Source organism: Streptomyces sp. NPDC005878, from assembly GCF_040629815.1.
Classification (GTDB): domain Bacteria; phylum Actinomycetota; class Actinomycetes; order Streptomycetales; family Streptomycetaceae; genus Streptomyces.
This window is the reverse complement of sequence record NZ_JBEXWK010000032.1, coordinates 1-14,380: the sequence shown is the minus strand read 5'-3', so window position 1 is coordinate 14,380 and position 14,380 is coordinate 1. Positions and strand designations below refer to the sequence as shown.

Genomic DNA, 14,380 nt, shown 5'->3' with positions numbered 1-14,380 from the left:
TGCGGACCGTGGGTGGCTGGTCGCGCAGTTCCCCGCGCCCCTTGGGGGACGGCCCCCGGGCGGGGATGACGGCTCGGCCTGCCAGAGGGCTCCCCGGGGCGCGGACTTCGACTGCGGACCGTGGGTGGTTGGTCGCGCAGTTCCCCGCGCCCCTCAGGTAGACCCCCCTGGCCGGGATCACGGCTCGGCCGACCCGAGGGCTCCCCGGGGCGCGGACTTCGACTGCGAGCCGTGGGTGGCCGGTCGCGCAGTTCCCCGCGCCCCTAGGGGGACGGCCCCCGGGCGGGGACCACGGCTCGGCCTGCCAGAGGGCTCCCCAGGGCGCGGACTTCGTCTGCCGGTCACGGGTGGCTGGTCGCGCAGTTCCCCGCGCCCCTAGGGGGTCGGCCGCAGCCAGGGACCAACCTCAGCCCCAGCCCCCCAGGGGCGCGGGGAACTGCGCGAGCAACCCACCACCACCTGCAGACAAACACCGGCCCCTTCAGGGGCGCGGGGAACTGCGCGAGCAACCCACCACCATCCGCAGGCGAACGAACACCCCCCAGGGGCGCGGGGAACTGCGCGGGCAAGCCAGTACCGTCCGCGGGCGGACGAACGCCCCCGGGGCGCGGGGAAGTGCGCGGGCGGCGCGGCACGGGTCGGGCGCGGACGCGGGCCCCGGGGCGCGGAATGCCGGGCCTCTGCGCGGAGTTGTCAGCGGCATGACCGACGTACTCCGTTACACCGCCTTCTCCTCCGACCCCACCGGAGGCAACCCCGCCGGGGTCGTGCTCGACGCGGCCGGGCTCGATGACGCTGCCATGCTCGCGATCGCCGCCGAGCTGGACTACAGCGAGACCGCGTTCCTGACCGCGCCGCCCGAGGGACTCGGCGAGGAGGGGCGGGCGTTCACCGTCCGCTTCTTCAGCCCGAAGGCGGAGGTCCCCTTCTGCGGGCACGCCACCGTGGCGACCGCCGTGGCGCTGGCCGAGCGGATCGGCCCCGGTGACCTGGTCTTCGCGACCCCCGTGGGCACCGTCCCGGTGACGGTCACGGACGACGAGGGCGTGCTGCGGGCCACGCTCACCAGCGTCGAGCCGCACGTCGAGGACATCGCGCCCGCCGACCTCGACGAGGCACTGGCCGCGCTCGACTGGCCCGCCGCCGACCTGGACCCGGCCCTGCCCCCGCGCATCGCCTTCGCCGGCAACCGCCACCTGGTCCTCGGCGCCGCCACCCGCGAGCGCCTGGCGGACCTCTCCTACGACTTCGAGCGGCTGGCCGCGCTGATGCGGCGGCTCGACCTGACGACGGTTCAGCTGGCCTGGCGCGCGTCCGACACCGTCTTCCACGTCCGCGACCCGTTCCCGGTCGGCGGTGTCGTGGAGGACCCGGCGACGGGCGCGGCCGCGGCGGCCTTCGGCGCGTACGTACGCGAACAGGGCCTGGTTCCCGAGGAGTCGGTCCTCACGCTCCACCAGGGCGAGGACCTGGGCCGTCCGGGCGTACTGACGGTGACGCTGCGCGCGGGCGACGCGAGGGTACGGGTCGGGGGCGCCGGGGCGGTGATCCCGGCGTAACCGGACCGCCGGCCGCTCAGGCCAGCCCGCTCAGGCCGGCCCGCTCAGGCCGGCGCGCTCAGGCCGGCGCGCTCAGGCCGGCGCGCAGGCCCTGCCTGCTCAGGCCTGCCCGGTCTCGAACCGGCCGACCTTCCCGTCCTGGACGTCGAAGCGCCAGGCGGTCCGCATCTCGCCCCAGGTGTCGTTGCGGTAGGTGGCGACGAGCGAGCGCCCGCCGTCGCTCTCCGACTCCACGTCCATGTGGCCGCCGCTGGAGAAGACCTCCCGCTCGGTCCAGTCGGCGATGTCCCGGTCGGAGCCGTCGTCGGACATGGTGGCGCCGGGGGCGAGTACGGCCTGGAAGGCGGCGCGGTCCCCGGCGTTGAGCGCGGTGACGAAGGCGCGGACGGCGGGGTCGCTGAGCTGGTCGACGGGGACGGACACGGGGGCTCCTCCGGATGCGGGCGGGACGACGGCGCACGTCCGCCTCCGCGAACGGCTCGCCTCCCAGCTCACCCCATCCCCACGGACCCCGCCACCGGCGGGGGCACGGCGGGTGAGAGGCAGACGAGTCGGGCTGTACGCCGGGTTCTGTCGCCCGGTCGCCTCGCGGCGGCCGGGGAGACGGCCATCCATCTAGGACCGGTGTTGCCACCTGCCTCGTGCGGTCTACCCGCGGACTCGGGCGGGCAGCCCTCGAACGTCCGCGCAGAGCCGCTTTTCACGGCGGCTCCTCTTGACCTTGCTCCGGGTGGGGTTTACCTAGCCGCCTGAGTCACCCCAGGCGCTGGTGGTCTCTTACACCACCGTTTCACCCTTACCGGGGACCGAGGTCCCCGGCGGTCTGTTCTCTGTGGCACTGTCCCGCGGGTCACCCCGGGTGGGTGTTACCCACCACCCTGCCCTGTGGAGCCCGGACGTTCCTCGGGAGGATCCGGGGATCCCCACGCGGCCGTCCGCCCGGCTCGTCTGCCGTGCCGACCATGCTACCTGCCGGACGGGCCCGCTCGGACGAAGTCGGACGTGGCGAGGCCGAAGCCGAACGGCTCGGGGAGCGCGATCTCCTTGCCCAAGGGGATGGCGCGGTGCCGGCGGTGGCCGTCGTCCTCCGGCTCGCCGAAGAGGGTCACCTGGGCCTTTCCCGGTCGGTCAGCAGGTACAGGGGGATGCCCCCGCGTGCGTGGCAGCGCCGTTCGACCTCGCGGTCGGCGTCCGTCACGCGGGGGCGAACTCCGCCTTCGCGGTGCCCGGGTCGGCCTGGGTGAGGCGGACGCGGAGGGGCTCGCCCAGGGGGAGGGGTGTGGTGCCGCGGACGGGGGCCACCACGGCCGGGTCGGTGAGATGGACCGTTCCGGCCGTCGGTTCGCCGTCCTCGATGTCGACGACGGTCGCGTCGAAGACCTCACCGACGCGGTCCTTCAGGAGGGCCGCCTCCACCAGGTCGACGCACTCGCGCTCCACCGTGTTGGCCCGGCGGGTGCCCTCGGCCATCGCCTTGGGGAGCCCGTCCAGCGCGTCGCGTACCCAGGCGGGGATGTCGGCGCCCGCGACCGCCGCGAGGCAGATCTCGGCGGCGTACCGGTCGACGAGGCGGCGCAGCGGCGCGGTGCAGTGCGCGTATTCGTCGGCGACGGCGGCGTGGATGGCCGGGTGGGGAACGTTCCCGCCGGTGAAGACGGTGTACCCGGCGCCGCGCAGCAGCGTCGTGCACTCCTGGAGGAACGCGGCGTGGTGCGGGTCGCGGGGGTCGAGGGAGCGGATGACCTGGGCGTACGGGACGTGGTGCGGCCAGTCGATGCCCAGTGCCACGGCGCAGCGGCGCAGCCGGGCGACGGCGCCGTCCGGGGCGCTGGGCAGGGTGCGCAGGACGCCGGTGCCGTACGCCAGCATCAGATCGGCCGCGGCGATGCCGGTGAGCAGGGAGATCTGGGCGTTCCAGCCGTCGGCGGGCAGCGGGGCGCGGTAGGCGAGCCCGTACCGGCCGTCGTGCTCGACGATCTCCTGCTCGGGGACGTTGAGGGAGATCCCGCCGCGGGCCACCTCCTGCTCCTCGCGCAGCCGCCCGATGTCCGCGAGGAGGGCGAGGGACGGTTCGGCGGTGCCGTCGTCGATCTGCCGCTGCACCCCCTCGTAGTCGAGCTTGGCCCGGCTGCGGACGAGGGCGCGCTCGACGTGGGTGGCGGTGGTGGCGCCGTGGGTGTCCAGGTCGATGGTCCACAGGACGGCGGGGCGGACCCGGCCGGGGAGGAGGCTTGCGGCGTCCTCGGAGAGTACGGGCGGGTGGAGCGGGATGCGCTCGTCGGGGAAGTAGAGCGTGGTCACCCGGCGGTGGGCCTCGGTGTCGACGGGGCCGCCCGGGTCGACGAAGGCGGCGACGTCGGCGATGGCGTAGTGGACGCGGTAGCCGCCGGAGGCCCGGTGGGTGAGGTGCATGGCCTGGTCCAGGTCCAGGGAGGCGGGCGGGTCGATGGTGAAGAAGGGGAGGTCGGTGGCGTCGCGGACAGGGAGCCGCGGGTTGCCCGCGGCGCGGTCCGCGTCGGCGAGGACGTCCGGGGGGAAGGTGTCGGGGAGGGCGAGGGTGGTGCGGAGGTCGCGCAGGGCGGCCCTCAGCGGGTCGGCTGCGCCGGTCATGTGGAGGTGGCGGCGAGGCATGCCCCGAGCGTAGGCCGGGCCCGGGTGCACGGCCTCTTTTGCGCCGAGGCCCCCGACCGGGCCCGGCCTGTCGTCCTGGGCGCGCCCGGATCCCCTGGTTCTGGGCGGGCGGCCTGGTGTGCTGTCCGCAGACCGGTGGTGGGTTGCTCGCGCAGATCCCCGCGCCCCCCGGAAACCAGGCACCTTCGGCGCACCCCCCAGGGTTTGGGGAAGCGGCAGGGTGGGGGCTTAATGTGGGGGCGGGGCCGTCCCCCTGTTCGCCCACCTCCGAGGAGACCCCCGTGCTCGTCCTGCTCCCCCCCTCCGAAGGAAAGGCCGACGGAGGACGCGGGAACCCCCTCAAGGAGGAGTCGCTGTCGCTCCCCGGCCTGCGTCCCGCCCGCTCCGCCGTCCTCGACGAGCTCGTCGAGCTGTGTCTGGCGGACGAGGACAAGGCCCGCGAGGTCCTCGGCCTCAGCGAGGGCCTGCGCGGCGAGGTCGCCAAGAACGCCGGGCTCCGCACCGCCGGCACCCGCCCCGCCGGCGAGATCTACACCGGCGTCCTCTACGACGCCCTCGGCCTCGCCACCCTCGACCCCGCCGCCAAGCGCCGGGCCGCAAAATCGCTGCTGGTCTTCTCGGGGCTGTGGGGCGCCGTCCGCGTCACCGACCGCATCCCCTCGTACCGCTGCTCGATGGGCGTGAAGCTGCCGGCCCTGGGCGCGCTGGGGGCGTACTGGCGCGGCGTCATGGACCCGGTCATGACCGAGGCCGCCGGGACCGGCCTCGTCCTCGACCTGCGCTCCTCCGCGTACGCCGCCGCCTGGAAGCCCACGGGCGAGGTGGCCGGGCGGACCGCGACCGTACGCGTCCTGCACTCCCAGATCGTCGACGGTGTCGAGAAGCGCTCCGTGGTCAGCCACTTCAACAAGGCCACGAAGGGACGGCTGGTCCGCGACCTGCTCGCACACGGCGTCGCCCCCGCCGGCCCGGCGCGGCTCGTGGAGGCCCTGCGCGACCTCGGGTACGTGGTGGAGTGCGCCCCGCCCGCCAAGGCGGGCAAGCCGTGGGCGCTGGACGTGGTCGTGGAGCAGATCCACTAGCCTCCACGGCAAGCAACTGGCCCTCGTTGCACAGGGTGCAACGCTCGTTGCGCCCTGCGACACCCCCCGGCAGGATGCCGGTATGACCTCCGTCCTGGACCTGGCCCCCGTCGTCCCCGTGGTCGTCCTGGACGACGCCGCCGACGCCGTACCCCTCGCGCGGGCCCTCGTGGCGGGCGGGCTGCCGGCGATCGAGGTGACGTTGCGGACGCCGGCCGCGCTCGACGCGATCCGGGCGATCGCGGACGGCGTGCCCGAGGCCGTGGTCGGGGCCGGGACCGTGGTGTCGGCCGCCGGGGTCGGACGGGCCATGGCGGCCGGGGCGCGTTTCCTGGTCAGCCCGGGCTGGACCGCCGGCCTCCTCGACGCGATGACCGCCTCGGGGCTGCCGTTCCTGCCCGGGGTCGCCACCGCCTCCGAGGTGGTGGCGCTCCTGGAGCGCGGGATCGGCGAGATGAAGTTCTTCCCCGCCGAGGCGGCGGGCGGCACGGCCTACCTCAGATCGCTGGCCGGACCGCTCCCGGCCGCCCGCTTCTGCCCCACCGGCGGCATCTCCCTCGCCTCGGCGCCGGACTACCTGGCGCTGCCGAACGTGGGCTGCGTCGGGGGTACGTGGATGCTGCCCCCGGACGCGGTCGCCGCGCGGGACTGGGCGCGGGTGGAGGCGCTGGCGAGGGAGGCGGCGGGGCTGGGGCTGCGGTGAGGGGGCTTCTCCGGCTGCGGACCGGGGGTGCCCGGCAAGCGGGCCGGGGGCGTCCGGCCCCGGCCCGGGACCGGACGCCGCCGAACCGCACGGGCTCACCCCGCGGTCGCGCGCGAGCCGGTACGGTCCGCGGCCGAACGACCGGGCCCCTCAGCGCAGGAGCGCCATGCCGTACAGCGCAGGTGCGCCGCACCCGTCAGCGCAAATGCGCCGTGTCGTTCAGCAGCCGCACCGACGCGTTGCCGTCCCCGTAGTACGCCACCGCCGACAGCGACGCCGCCGACAGCTCCATCCGGAACAGGGACTCCGGCGGGGCGCCCAGGGCGAGCCGCACCAGCGTCTTGACCGGGGTGACATGCGTGACCAGCAGGACCGTACGGCCCGCGTAGGCGGTGAGCAGCCGGTCCCGGGCCGCCGAGACGCGCCGCGTCACCGACGCGAAGCTCTCGCCGCCGCCCGTCGGCGCGGCCTTGGGCGAGGCGAGCCAGGCGTCGAGGTCGTCCGGGTGGCGCTCGCGCACCTCCGCGAAGGTCAGCCCCTCCCACGCCCCGAAGTCCGTCTCGCGCAGGCCTTCCTCGATCCGTACGTCCAGACCGAGGCGGCCCGCGACCGCCGCCGCCGTCTCACGGCAGCGCCGCAGCGGGGAGGAGACGACCGCCTGGACGGTGCCCCGGGCCGCGAGCGCCGCCGCGACCTGCTCGGCCTGTCGGCGGCCGGCCGCCGACAGCTCCGGGTCGGTGCCGCCGCTGCCGGAGAACCGCTTCTCGGGGGTGAGCGCCGTCTCGCCGTGCCGGAGCAGGACGAAGGTGGTGGGCGTGCCCAGGTCGGGCGCGCTCCACCCGGCGGCCGGAGCCGCGCTCGCACCGCGGGCGGGGGCCGGGACGGTGGCGACCGCGGCGGCCGGGGCCGCGAGGGCCGCCCGGGCCCGTGCCGCGCCCGCCGCCGCGTCCCCGACGACCCGCGCCGCGTCCGTGTCGGCGGGGCCGGCGGAGAGTGCCGCCGTGGACGCCGAGGGCTCCCACTGCCTGCCGCGCTTGCCCGCGTCCATCGCCTCGTTGGCGAGCCGGTCCGCGTGCTTGTTCTTCTCGCGCGGGATCCACTCGTACGTGACCTGCCCGGTCGGCAGGATCCGGGCGGCCTCGGCCGCGAGCGGCTTCATGTCGGGGTGCTTGATCTTCCAGCGGCCCGACATCTGCTCGACGACCAGCTTGGAGTCCATGCGGACCCGCACCTTCGCCGCCGGGTCCAGGGCCTTGGCGGCCTTGAGCCCGGCGATCAGGCCCTTGTACTCGGCGACGTTGTTGGTGGCGACACCGATGTACTCCGCCGCCTCGGCCAGCGTCTCGCCCGTCACCGGGTCCAGGACCACCGCGCCGTACCCGGCCGGCCCCGGGTTACCCCGGGAGCCGCCGTCGGCCTCGACCACGAACTGCCGCACTACAGGCCCGACTCCGCCGTACGGACCAGGATGCGGTTGCAGTTGCCGCACCGCAGCACGGTGTCCGGGGACGCCGCCTTCACCTCGTTGACCTCAGTGATGTCGAGCTCCAGCCGGCAGCCCTCGCACTTGCGCTGGTAGAGCCGGGCCGCGCCGACGCCGCCCTGCTTCTCGCGCAGCTTGTCGTAGAGCTTCAGCAGGTCGGCCGGGACGACGGCGGCGACGACCTCGCGCTCCTTGGCGACCTCGGCGGCCTCCGCGTCCAGCTGCTGGACGGCGGTGTCGCGCCGGGCCGTGGCGTCGTCGGTCTTCGACTGGACCGAGGAGACCCGCTCGGTCAGCTCGGCGACCCGCTCCTGGGCGGACTCGCGACGCTCCATGACCTCCAGGACCACGTCCTCCAGGTCGCCCTGGCGCTTGGCCAGCGAGGCGATCTCGCGCTGGAGCGACTCCAGGTCCTTGGGCGAGGAGACGGCGCCCGAGTCCAGGCGCTGCTGGTCGCGGGCGGCGCGCTGGCGGACCTGGTCGACGTCCTGCTCGGCCTTGGTCTGCTCGCGGGCGGTGTCGCTCTCCTCGGTCTGCGCGGCGACCAGCAGGTCGCGCAGCTGCGTGAGGTCCTTGGTGAGCGACTCGATCTCGGCGTGCTCGGGCAGTGACGCCCGCTTGTGGGCGAGCTGCGACAGGCGTGCGTCGAGGGCCTGTACGTCGAGGAGGCGGATCTGGTCGGCGGGCGCGGCGTTCAGTTGGGGGCTCCAGAAGAGTGGTGGGATGACCAGGGGTCGGTGACCGTCTTCGAGACGTGGACCCGCAGGTCCCAGCCATGGCGGTCGGAAATCTCGTCGAGCTGTGCGGCGGCCTGCTCGCACCAGGGCCACTCGGTGGCCCAGTGGGCGGCGTCGATCAGGCCCAGCGGGCCGGACGCGGAGGACGCGTGCTGGGTGGCCTCCGACACCGGGTGGTGGCGCAGGTCGGCGGTGAGGAAGGCGTCGGCGCCCGACGCCCGTACGGCGTCGAAGAGGGAGTCGCCCGAGCCGCCGCTGACCGCGACCGTCCGCACCAGGGCCCCGGTGTCGCCCGCGACGCGGATGCCCTGCGCGGTGGCGGGCAGCCGGGCGGCGGCGCGGGCGGCGAACTCGCCCAGCGTCATCGGGTGGTCCAGCTCGCAGACGCGGCCGAGGCCCCGGCGCCCCGACGGGTCCGTGGCATCGGGCACGAGCGGCCCGACGACCCGGATGTCCAGGGCGCCCGCGAGGGCGTCGGAGACGCCGGGGTCGGCGGTGTCGGCGTTGGTGTGGGCGACGTGCAGCGCGATGTCGTGCTTGATCAGGGTGTGCACGGCCCGGCCCTTGAAGTGGCCGGCCGCGACCGTCGTCGTCCCGCGCAGATAGAGCGGGTGGTGGGTGACGATCAGGTCGGCGCCGAGCTTCACCGCCTCGTCCACGATCTCCTGGACGGGGTCGACGGCGAACAGCACCCGCCGGACCTCCGCGTCGGGGTCTCCGCAAACGGTGCCCACCGCGTCCCATCCCTCGGCCCGCTCGGGCGGCCAGAGGGCGTCGAGCGCGGCGATGACTTCAGACAGACGGGGCACGGGGACAGGTTACCCGCGCTCCGGGCCCCGCCCACCACGGCTTCCGTCCCATCCGCCCCGGCGAACGCCCCGGGCACGTCCCGCCCGGCTCGCCCCGCACTGCACATCCCTCGCCCCTTCCACCGGGGAATCGCCCGATGGCCACCCTTTGGTGTGAAGCGAGTGGTCTCGTGTTGTTCGGCAGGAAGTGCGAAAACTAGCTTCTAGGGCCGGAGGTGAGCCATCTCATGACGGCCTTGGCCATCGAGACCGCTGCCGGCGACGGCGACGCGATCCGGCGGAGCGCGTTCACGATCACCGCTGACGGCTCCTACGCGGCCCGGCTGGTCCGGGCGCCGGGCGGGGGCGACCGCTGGTTCCCGGAGCGGTGGACCCTCGACGGGCCCGAGCCGTACGCGGTGCCGCTGCCCGGCAACCAGCCGGAGGACCCGGACGCCTCGGTGCTGCCGATGGGGGACGGGCGGGTGCTGATCCACCGCCGGATCGCGGACCGGGACGCCTTCGCCCTGCTCTACCCGACCGGGCCCGGCACCGGCGAGCTCGCCCTCGGCACGATCCCGCGCGACCCGGTGCGGGAGCTGGCGCTGCTGCCGCCGTCCCCCAACGGCAGCCGCGCGTACGCCCTGGCGGCCGGGCCCGAGGACAGCACGCTCTGGCTGGTGGCGGGCGGCGCCTTCGGCCCGGAGCCGGTCGCCACCCTCCGGGGCCGATGCTCGGGCGGTGTCTGGCTGGACCGGACCGGGCGGATGCTCGCGCTCGACCGGGAGCTGGACGGGCGGACCAAGGCGGTCGCGGTGGACCTGGAGCGCGGCGGCGAGGTGACCCCGCTGCTGCAGATCACCGAGGAGAGCGAGGACCGGCTGCTGCTGGCGGACCCGGACACCGGTCTGCTGCTGCTGCGCTCCGACGCCCCCGGCCACGACCGGCTCGGCTGGGGCGTGCTCGGCTCCACCCTGCCCGTCCGCTTCCCCGAGTGCCTGCGGCTCGCGGACGCGGCGGTGACGCCGTTCGCGGTACAGCCCGGGCAGGTGCTGATGCCGGAGAGCTGCGCGGTGGCGCTGCGGATCGACGCGGCGGGGGGCACCTGGCTGGGGGTGTGGCGCCCGGCGGGCCGTCGGCTGCACCAGCTGGCCGCGCCCCCGGGGTGGCTGGCGGGCGCGGGCCTGTGGACGCGGGAGGGGCTGCTGCGGCTGCCGTGTACGACACCGGCCGCGCCCTGCTCGGTGGCCGCGCTCCCGGTCCCGGCGGACCTGCCGCGCCCCGCCCCCGTACCGCTGAAACCGCGGGTCCCGCGGCCCGTACCGCTCGCGCAGGCGCCGCTGACCGGGCGTCAGTAGGAGGTGGGCGCCTGGTTAAGATCCACGGCGAACACAACGGACGAAACACAACGGGGTGACTGCACCACATGTCCGAGACACTGACCGCCGTGTCCGCCGAAGCCACGACGGACCCCGGCGGCCACGGCCGGCACCGGGGCGGACCGGCGGTGACCGAGGAACCGACCGCCGAGGCCCACGGCCGGCACCGGCGGCGCGACGGCGACGGGGGCCGTGACAACGGCTGACGTCGGCGACGACGCGGGAAGGGCCCGGGATCGGTGGATCCCGGGCCCTTCCCGCGTCCTGGGGGCGGCTCGGGGGCGCGTGTCCGTTCCCGTGGGGCGTTCAGCCGCGTTTGAGGCCGAGGACCTCGGTCGCCGCGAAGGTCTCGTCGGCCGGGCGGTCGGCGTAGTACGGGGTGAGGAGCTCGTCCAGTTCGCCGTACGAGAAGGCCTCCTTGGCCGTGTCGAACGTGGCGGCCACCTTCGGGCGCTCCATGATCGCGACCATCCCGCCGTGGACGACCATCAGCTGGCCGGTGACGCGGGCGGCGGCGGGGGACGCCAGATAGCCGACGAGCGGCGCCACATGCTCGGGCGCCAGCGGGTCGAGCCGCCCCTCCCCCGGATCCCCGCCGCCCGGAGCCGCTGGAATGCCCGCGAAGACGTCCTCGGTCATCCGGGTCCGGGCGCGGGGGCAGATGGCGTTGGCGGTGACGCCGTACTTGGCGAGGGCCAGGGCCGTGGAGGTGGTGAGGCCCACGATCCCGCCTTTGGCGGCGGCGTAGTTGGGCTGGCCGGCGGAGCCCGCGAGGAACGCCTCCGAGGAGGTGTTGACGATCCGGCCGTAGACCGCGTGGCCTGCCGCCTTGGACCGTTCGCGCCAGTGGGCTGCGGCGAAGCGGGTGGTGTTGAAGTGGCCCTTGAGGTGGACGTGGATGACCGCGTCCCACTCCGACTCGGTCATCGAGAAGATCATCCGGTCCCGCAGGATGCCCGCGTTGTTGACCAGGATGTCGAGTTTGCCGTACCGCTCGACCGCCAAAGCGACGAGTTCGGCGGCCTGTTGGTGGTCGGCGACGTCCCCGGTGTGGGCGAGGGCCGCGCCGCCCGCCGCGCGGATCTCGGCGGCGACCTCCTCGGCGGGCCCGGCCGAGGCCGCGCCGGTGCCGTCGCGGCCCGGCTGCCCGAGGTCGTTGACGACGACGGACGCGCCCAGCCGGGCCAGTTCCAGGGCCTCGGCCCGGCCCAGGCCCCGTCCGGCGCCGGTGACGATCGCGCTGAGCCCTTCCAGTGGCAGTGCCATCGCTCGACGGTGTCCTTTCAGGGATGCGGTGGGTGCGGTGGATTCAGAGGGTGGTGCGGAGGATGCGGTGGGTGCGGTGGATTCCGAGGGAGGTGCGGTGGATGCGGTGGATTCAGAGGGTGATGCTGGTGCGCAGGGCCACGCCGGTGCGCATCTGGTCGAGGGCGTCGTTGATCCCGGTGAGCGGCACCCGGTGGGTGATCAGGCCCTCCAGGTCGATCCGGCCCGCCCGCCACAGCGCCACGGCCCGCTCGTAGGAGCGCAGCACGTCCCCGCCGCCGTACAGCGAGGGCAGGATCCGCTTCTCGTCGAAGAACAGCTCGAACATGTTGAGCGGGAAGAAGTCGTCCATGGCGCCCGCGCCGACCACGCACAGGGTGCCGCCGCGCCGGGTCGCGCCGTAGGCGGTGCGGGCGGTGGCGGACTTGCCGACGACCTCGAAGACGTAGTCGAAACCCTCGCCGCCGGTGACGCGCTGCTTGGCGTCGTCGAGTTCGCTGGGCGAGACGGCCTCGGTCGCCCCGAAGGTGAGCGCCGCCTCGCGCCGGGAGGCCACCGGGTCGACGGCGACGATCCGCGCGGCGCCCTGCACCCGGGCGCCCTGGATGGCGGAGATCCCGACCCCGCCGCAGCCGATCACGGCGACCGACGAACCGGCCTCCACCCGCGCGGTGTTGATGGCCGCGCCCAGGCCGGTGGTCACCCCGCACCCGATGAGCGCGGCGATCTCGTACGGCACGTCGTCGGGGATCGGGACCGCGCACCCGGCGGCGACCACGACCTCCTCGGCGAAGGTGCCGGTGCCCGCGAAGCCGAAGACCTCGGTGCCGGGGCGCCGGAAGTTGGGGGTGCCCGCGTTCATGAACCCGGCGAGGCAGAGGTGGGTCTGGCCGCGCCTGCAGGAGGGGCAGGTCCCGCACGCGGGCAGCCAGCACACCAGGACGCGGTCGCCCGGGGCGAGCGCGGTGACGCCGTCGCCGATGTCGAGGATCTCGCCCGCGCCCTCGTGGCCGGGGACGAAGGGGGCGGGCTGCGGGAGTACGCCGGACATGGCGGAGACGTCGGAGTGGCACAGCCCGGTCGCGCGGATACGGATGCGCACCTTCCCGGGGCCGAAGCCCACCGCCTCGACGTCGTCGAGCACATCGAGCTTGTCCTGGCCGATCTCGTGCAGTACGGCTGCGCGCATGGGGCGGCTCCTTGGATCAGGCGGTGGAGACGTGAGCTCGGACATGACCGGAGGTGTGTCCGGCGGCGTGTCCGGAGGCGTGACCTCTGACGTACGTGACCTGGGGCGTGGGCGCGGGCCTGGCCTCAGGCGTGTTCGACGAGCGTGTCGGAGAGGACGGGGGCGTCGTCGCGCTCGACGGCCGTCACCGACACCTGGACGCGGCCCGGCGCGGTCCACATCCGCACGCGCAGGGTCTCGCCCGGGTGGACGACCCCGGTGAAGCGGGTGGTGTACGAGCGGACGCGCGCCACCTCGCCGCCGAGCAGCGTGTCGACGACCGCCTTGAGCGTCATGCCGTACGTGCACAGCCCGTGCAGGATCGGCCGGTCGAACCCGGCGAGGGCGGCGAACTCCGGGTCGGCGTGGAGCGGGTTCCAGTCGCCGGAGAGCCGGTAGAGCAGCGCCTGCTCCTCGCGCACCTTCCGCTCCACGGTGCGGTCGGGGGCGCGGTCGGGCTGCTCGGTGCGGGCGGAGGGGCCGCGCTCGCCGCCGAAGCCGCCTTCGCCGCGTACGAAGATCTGGGCGTCGCTGGTCCACAGCGGCCCCTCGTCGTCGGCTGCCTCGGTGCGCAGCACCAGGACGGCGGCCTTGCCCTTGTCGTAGACGGCGGCCACCTTGGAGGTGGAGATCGCCTTGCCGCGCACGGGGATCGGGCGGTGCAGGACGATGCCCTGGCCGCCGTGGAGCACGGCCGCGAGGTCGATCTCGATGCCGGGCGCGGAGAGCCCGCCGACGACGCCCATGCCGGCGCCGGCGACGGTGGCGAACGAGGGGAGGACGTGCAGCCGCGACTCCAGGGTGTAGCGCAGCTCGTCCGGGTCGGTCGCCGGGACGCCCGCGCCCAGGCCCAGGTGGTAGAGCTGGATGTCCTTGTGATCCCAGACGATCTCGGTGGACCGGGGCTCGGCGGCGAGCGCCTTGGCGACGTCGATGGGCATACGGGTGCTGCTCCTTGGAGGTCCTTGGAGTGGGAAGACCTCGGCGCGGCCGTCCGCACCGTCGGCCGCGCCGAGGCCGCAGGGGGTGGCTTCGGAGCCGGTTTTAGAACGCGTTCTAGGGTTGGTGGGGCCTATGTATAACGCAGCGGGGGCCAATTGTGAACCGTTCTGACGTTCCGTCAGGTGAGGGGGTGGCGTGGCCTGGGCCGGGGTTCGTCTGCGGGTGGGGTGGTGGTTGCTCGCGCAGTTCCCCGCGCCCCTGATCGGCCCGGTGGTCGGCTGACGGTTGAGGTGGGTTGCTCGCACCGTTCCCCGCGCCCCCTCAGGGCCCGGTGGTCGGCTGACGGTTGAGCTGGGTTGCTCGCGCCGTTCCCCGCGCCCCTCAAGGGCCCGGTGGTCGGCTGACGGTTGAGGTGGGTTGCTCGCGCCGTTCCCCGCGCCCCTCAAGGGCCCGATGGCCGACTGACGGTTGAGGTGGGTTGCTCGCGCAGTTCCCCGCGCCCCTCAAGGGCGGGGCCTGCGGCCCCTGCCCTCTCGGCCCCGGTCACCCCAACCCCCCCAGGGGCGCGGCTCGACCCCGGGC

13 protein-coding genes, 1 other RNA gene and 1 pseudogene are annotated in these 14,380 nt (G+C 74.8%); 5 read left to right on the top strand and 10 right to left on the bottom strand.

Annotation, left to right across the window (positions count from 1 at the left end):
- Positions 1-701: 701 nt before the first annotated feature.
- On the top strand, positions 702-1,559 hold the full coding sequence (locus tag ABZ404_RS32630; protein WP_358837173.1) for a PhzF family phenazine biosynthesis isomerase: 858 nt from the start codon (positions 702-704) through the stop codon (positions 1,557-1,559).
- Between the two features lie 99 nt (positions 1,560-1,658).
- Here ABZ404_RS32630 and ABZ404_RS32625 read toward each other — a convergent pair whose 3' ends face one another.
- The 4 genes and pseudogenes from ABZ404_RS32625 to ABZ404_RS32610 all read right to left on the bottom strand — a co-directional run bounded on the left by ABZ404_RS32625 (position 1,659) and on the right by ABZ404_RS32610 (position 4,190).
- A complete protein-coding gene (locus ABZ404_RS32625) occupies positions 1,659-1,982 on the bottom strand; it encodes a nuclear transport factor 2 family protein (RefSeq protein WP_358837174.1) in 324 nt (107 codons plus the stop codon).
- A 120-nt stretch (positions 1,983-2,102) separates the two neighbouring features.
- Positions 2,103-2,506: RNase P RNA component class A (gene rnpB, locus ABZ404_RS32620), an RNA gene on the bottom strand.
- An 18-nt stretch (positions 2,507-2,524) separates the two neighbouring features.
- Positions 2,525-2,748 (bottom strand): annotated as a pseudogene (locus ABZ404_RS32615) (Uma2 family endonuclease); the annotation flags it as partial.
- A gap of 5 nt (positions 2,749-2,753) precedes the next feature.
- Complete coding sequence (locus ABZ404_RS32610) at positions 2,754-4,190, bottom strand: RNB domain-containing ribonuclease (protein ID WP_358837175.1); 1,437 nt, start codon at positions 4,188-4,190, stop codon at positions 2,754-2,756.
- Between the two features lie 281 nt (positions 4,191-4,471).
- Here ABZ404_RS32610 and yaaA point away from each other — a divergent pair, with 281 nt between their 5' ends.
- Together yaaA and eda are read left to right on the top strand one after the other, a co-directional pair.
- Positions 4,472-5,272: a peroxide stress protein YaaA gene (gene yaaA / locus ABZ404_RS32605; RefSeq protein ID WP_358837176.1), complete on the top strand. Its 801-nt coding sequence runs from the start codon at positions 4,472-4,474 to the stop codon at positions 5,270-5,272.
- Positions 5,273-5,354: 82 nt separating this feature from the next.
- On the top strand, positions 5,355-5,975 hold the full coding sequence (gene eda / locus ABZ404_RS32600; protein WP_358837177.1) for a bifunctional 4-hydroxy-2-oxoglutarate aldolase/2-dehydro-3-deoxy-phosphogluconate aldolase: 621 nt from the start codon (positions 5,355-5,357) through the stop codon (positions 5,973-5,975).
- A gap of 196 nt (positions 5,976-6,171) precedes the next feature.
- Here the strand turns inward: eda and ABZ404_RS32595 are convergent, their stop codons facing one another.
- From ABZ404_RS32595 to ABZ404_RS32585, 3 genes are read right to left on the bottom strand one after another with little or no spacing between them, the layout of a single operon-like run.
- Entirely contained in the window at positions 6,172-7,413 is a 1,242-nt protein-coding gene (locus ABZ404_RS32595; protein ID WP_358991198.1) for a bifunctional RNase H/acid phosphatase, read from the bottom strand.
- A complete protein-coding gene (locus tag ABZ404_RS32590; RefSeq protein ID WP_358836910.1) occupies positions 7,413-8,156 on the bottom strand; it encodes a C4-type zinc ribbon domain-containing protein in 744 nt (247 codons plus the stop codon). Before ABZ404_RS32590 ends, ABZ404_RS32595 begins: the two co-directional genes overlap by 1 nt.
- Complete coding sequence (locus ABZ404_RS32585; RefSeq protein ID WP_358836908.1) at positions 8,153-9,004, bottom strand: Nif3-like dinuclear metal center hexameric protein; 852 nt, start codon at positions 9,002-9,004, stop codon at positions 8,153-8,155. Before ABZ404_RS32585 ends, ABZ404_RS32590 begins: the two co-directional genes overlap by 4 nt.
- 227 nt (positions 9,005-9,231) lie before the next feature.
- Here ABZ404_RS32585 and ABZ404_RS32580 point away from each other — a divergent pair, with 227 nt between their 5' ends.
- Positions 9,232-10,341: a hypothetical protein gene (locus ABZ404_RS32580; RefSeq protein ID WP_358836907.1), complete on the top strand. Its 1,110-nt coding sequence runs from the start codon at positions 9,232-9,234 to the stop codon at positions 10,339-10,341.
- A 68-nt stretch (positions 10,342-10,409) separates the two neighbouring features.
- Positions 10,410-10,568, top strand: coding sequence for a hypothetical protein (locus ABZ404_RS32575; protein WP_358836906.1), 159 nt, complete (start codon positions 10,410-10,412; stop codon positions 10,566-10,568).
- A 100-nt stretch (positions 10,569-10,668) separates the two neighbouring features.
- Here the strand turns inward: ABZ404_RS32575 and ABZ404_RS32570 are convergent, their stop codons facing one another.
- The 3 genes from ABZ404_RS32570 to ABZ404_RS32560 form a co-directional block, all read right to left on the bottom strand.
- Positions 10,669-11,628 carry a 3-oxoacyl-ACP reductase gene (locus ABZ404_RS32570; RefSeq protein WP_358836905.1) on the bottom strand — a complete coding sequence of 320 codons (960 nt, stop codon included), beginning with the start codon at positions 11,626-11,628 and terminating at the stop codon, positions 10,669-10,671.
- A 112-nt stretch (positions 11,629-11,740) separates the two neighbouring features.
- The gene (locus tag ABZ404_RS32565; protein ID WP_358836904.1) at positions 11,741-12,817 is read right to left on the bottom strand and encodes a Zn-dependent alcohol dehydrogenase; all 1,077 of its coding nucleotides are present in this window, start codon (positions 12,815-12,817) and stop codon (positions 11,741-11,743) included.
- A 125-nt stretch (positions 12,818-12,942) separates the two neighbouring features.
- Complete coding sequence (locus tag ABZ404_RS32560; protein WP_358836903.1) at positions 12,943-13,797, bottom strand: MaoC/PaaZ C-terminal domain-containing protein; 855 nt, start codon at positions 13,795-13,797, stop codon at positions 12,943-12,945.
- Positions 13,798-14,380: the final 583 nt, after the last annotated feature.

Bases quoted from the DNA above. Each gene is read 5' to 3' on its own strand.
- ABZ404_RS32630 (WP_358837173.1), top strand. From the start codon at position 702: ATGACCGACGTACTCCGTTACACCGCCTTCTCCTCCGACCCCACCGGA.
- ABZ404_RS32610 (WP_358837175.1), bottom strand. From the start codon at position 4,190: ATGCCTCGCCGCCACCTCCACATGACCGGCGCAGCCGACCCGCTGAGG.
- eda (WP_358837177.1), top strand. From the start codon at position 5,355: ATGACCTCCGTCCTGGACCTGGCCCCCGTCGTCCCCGTGGTCGTCCTG.
- ABZ404_RS32580 (WP_358836907.1), top strand. From the start codon at position 9,232: ATGACGGCCTTGGCCATCGAGACCGCTGCCGGCGACGGCGACGCGATC.
- ABZ404_RS32575 (WP_358836906.1), top strand. From the start codon at position 10,410: ATGTCCGAGACACTGACCGCCGTGTCCGCCGAAGCCACGACGGACCCC.
- ABZ404_RS32570 (WP_358836905.1), bottom strand. From the start codon at position 11,628: ATGGCACTGCCACTGGAAGGGCTCAGCGCGATCGTCACCGGCGCCGGA.
- ABZ404_RS32565 (WP_358836904.1), bottom strand. From the start codon at position 12,817: ATGCGCGCAGCCGTACTGCACGAGATCGGCCAGGACAAGCTCGATGTG.
- ABZ404_RS32560 (WP_358836903.1), bottom strand. From the start codon at position 13,797: ATGCCCATCGACGTCGCCAAGGCGCTCGCCGCCGAGCCCCGGTCCACC.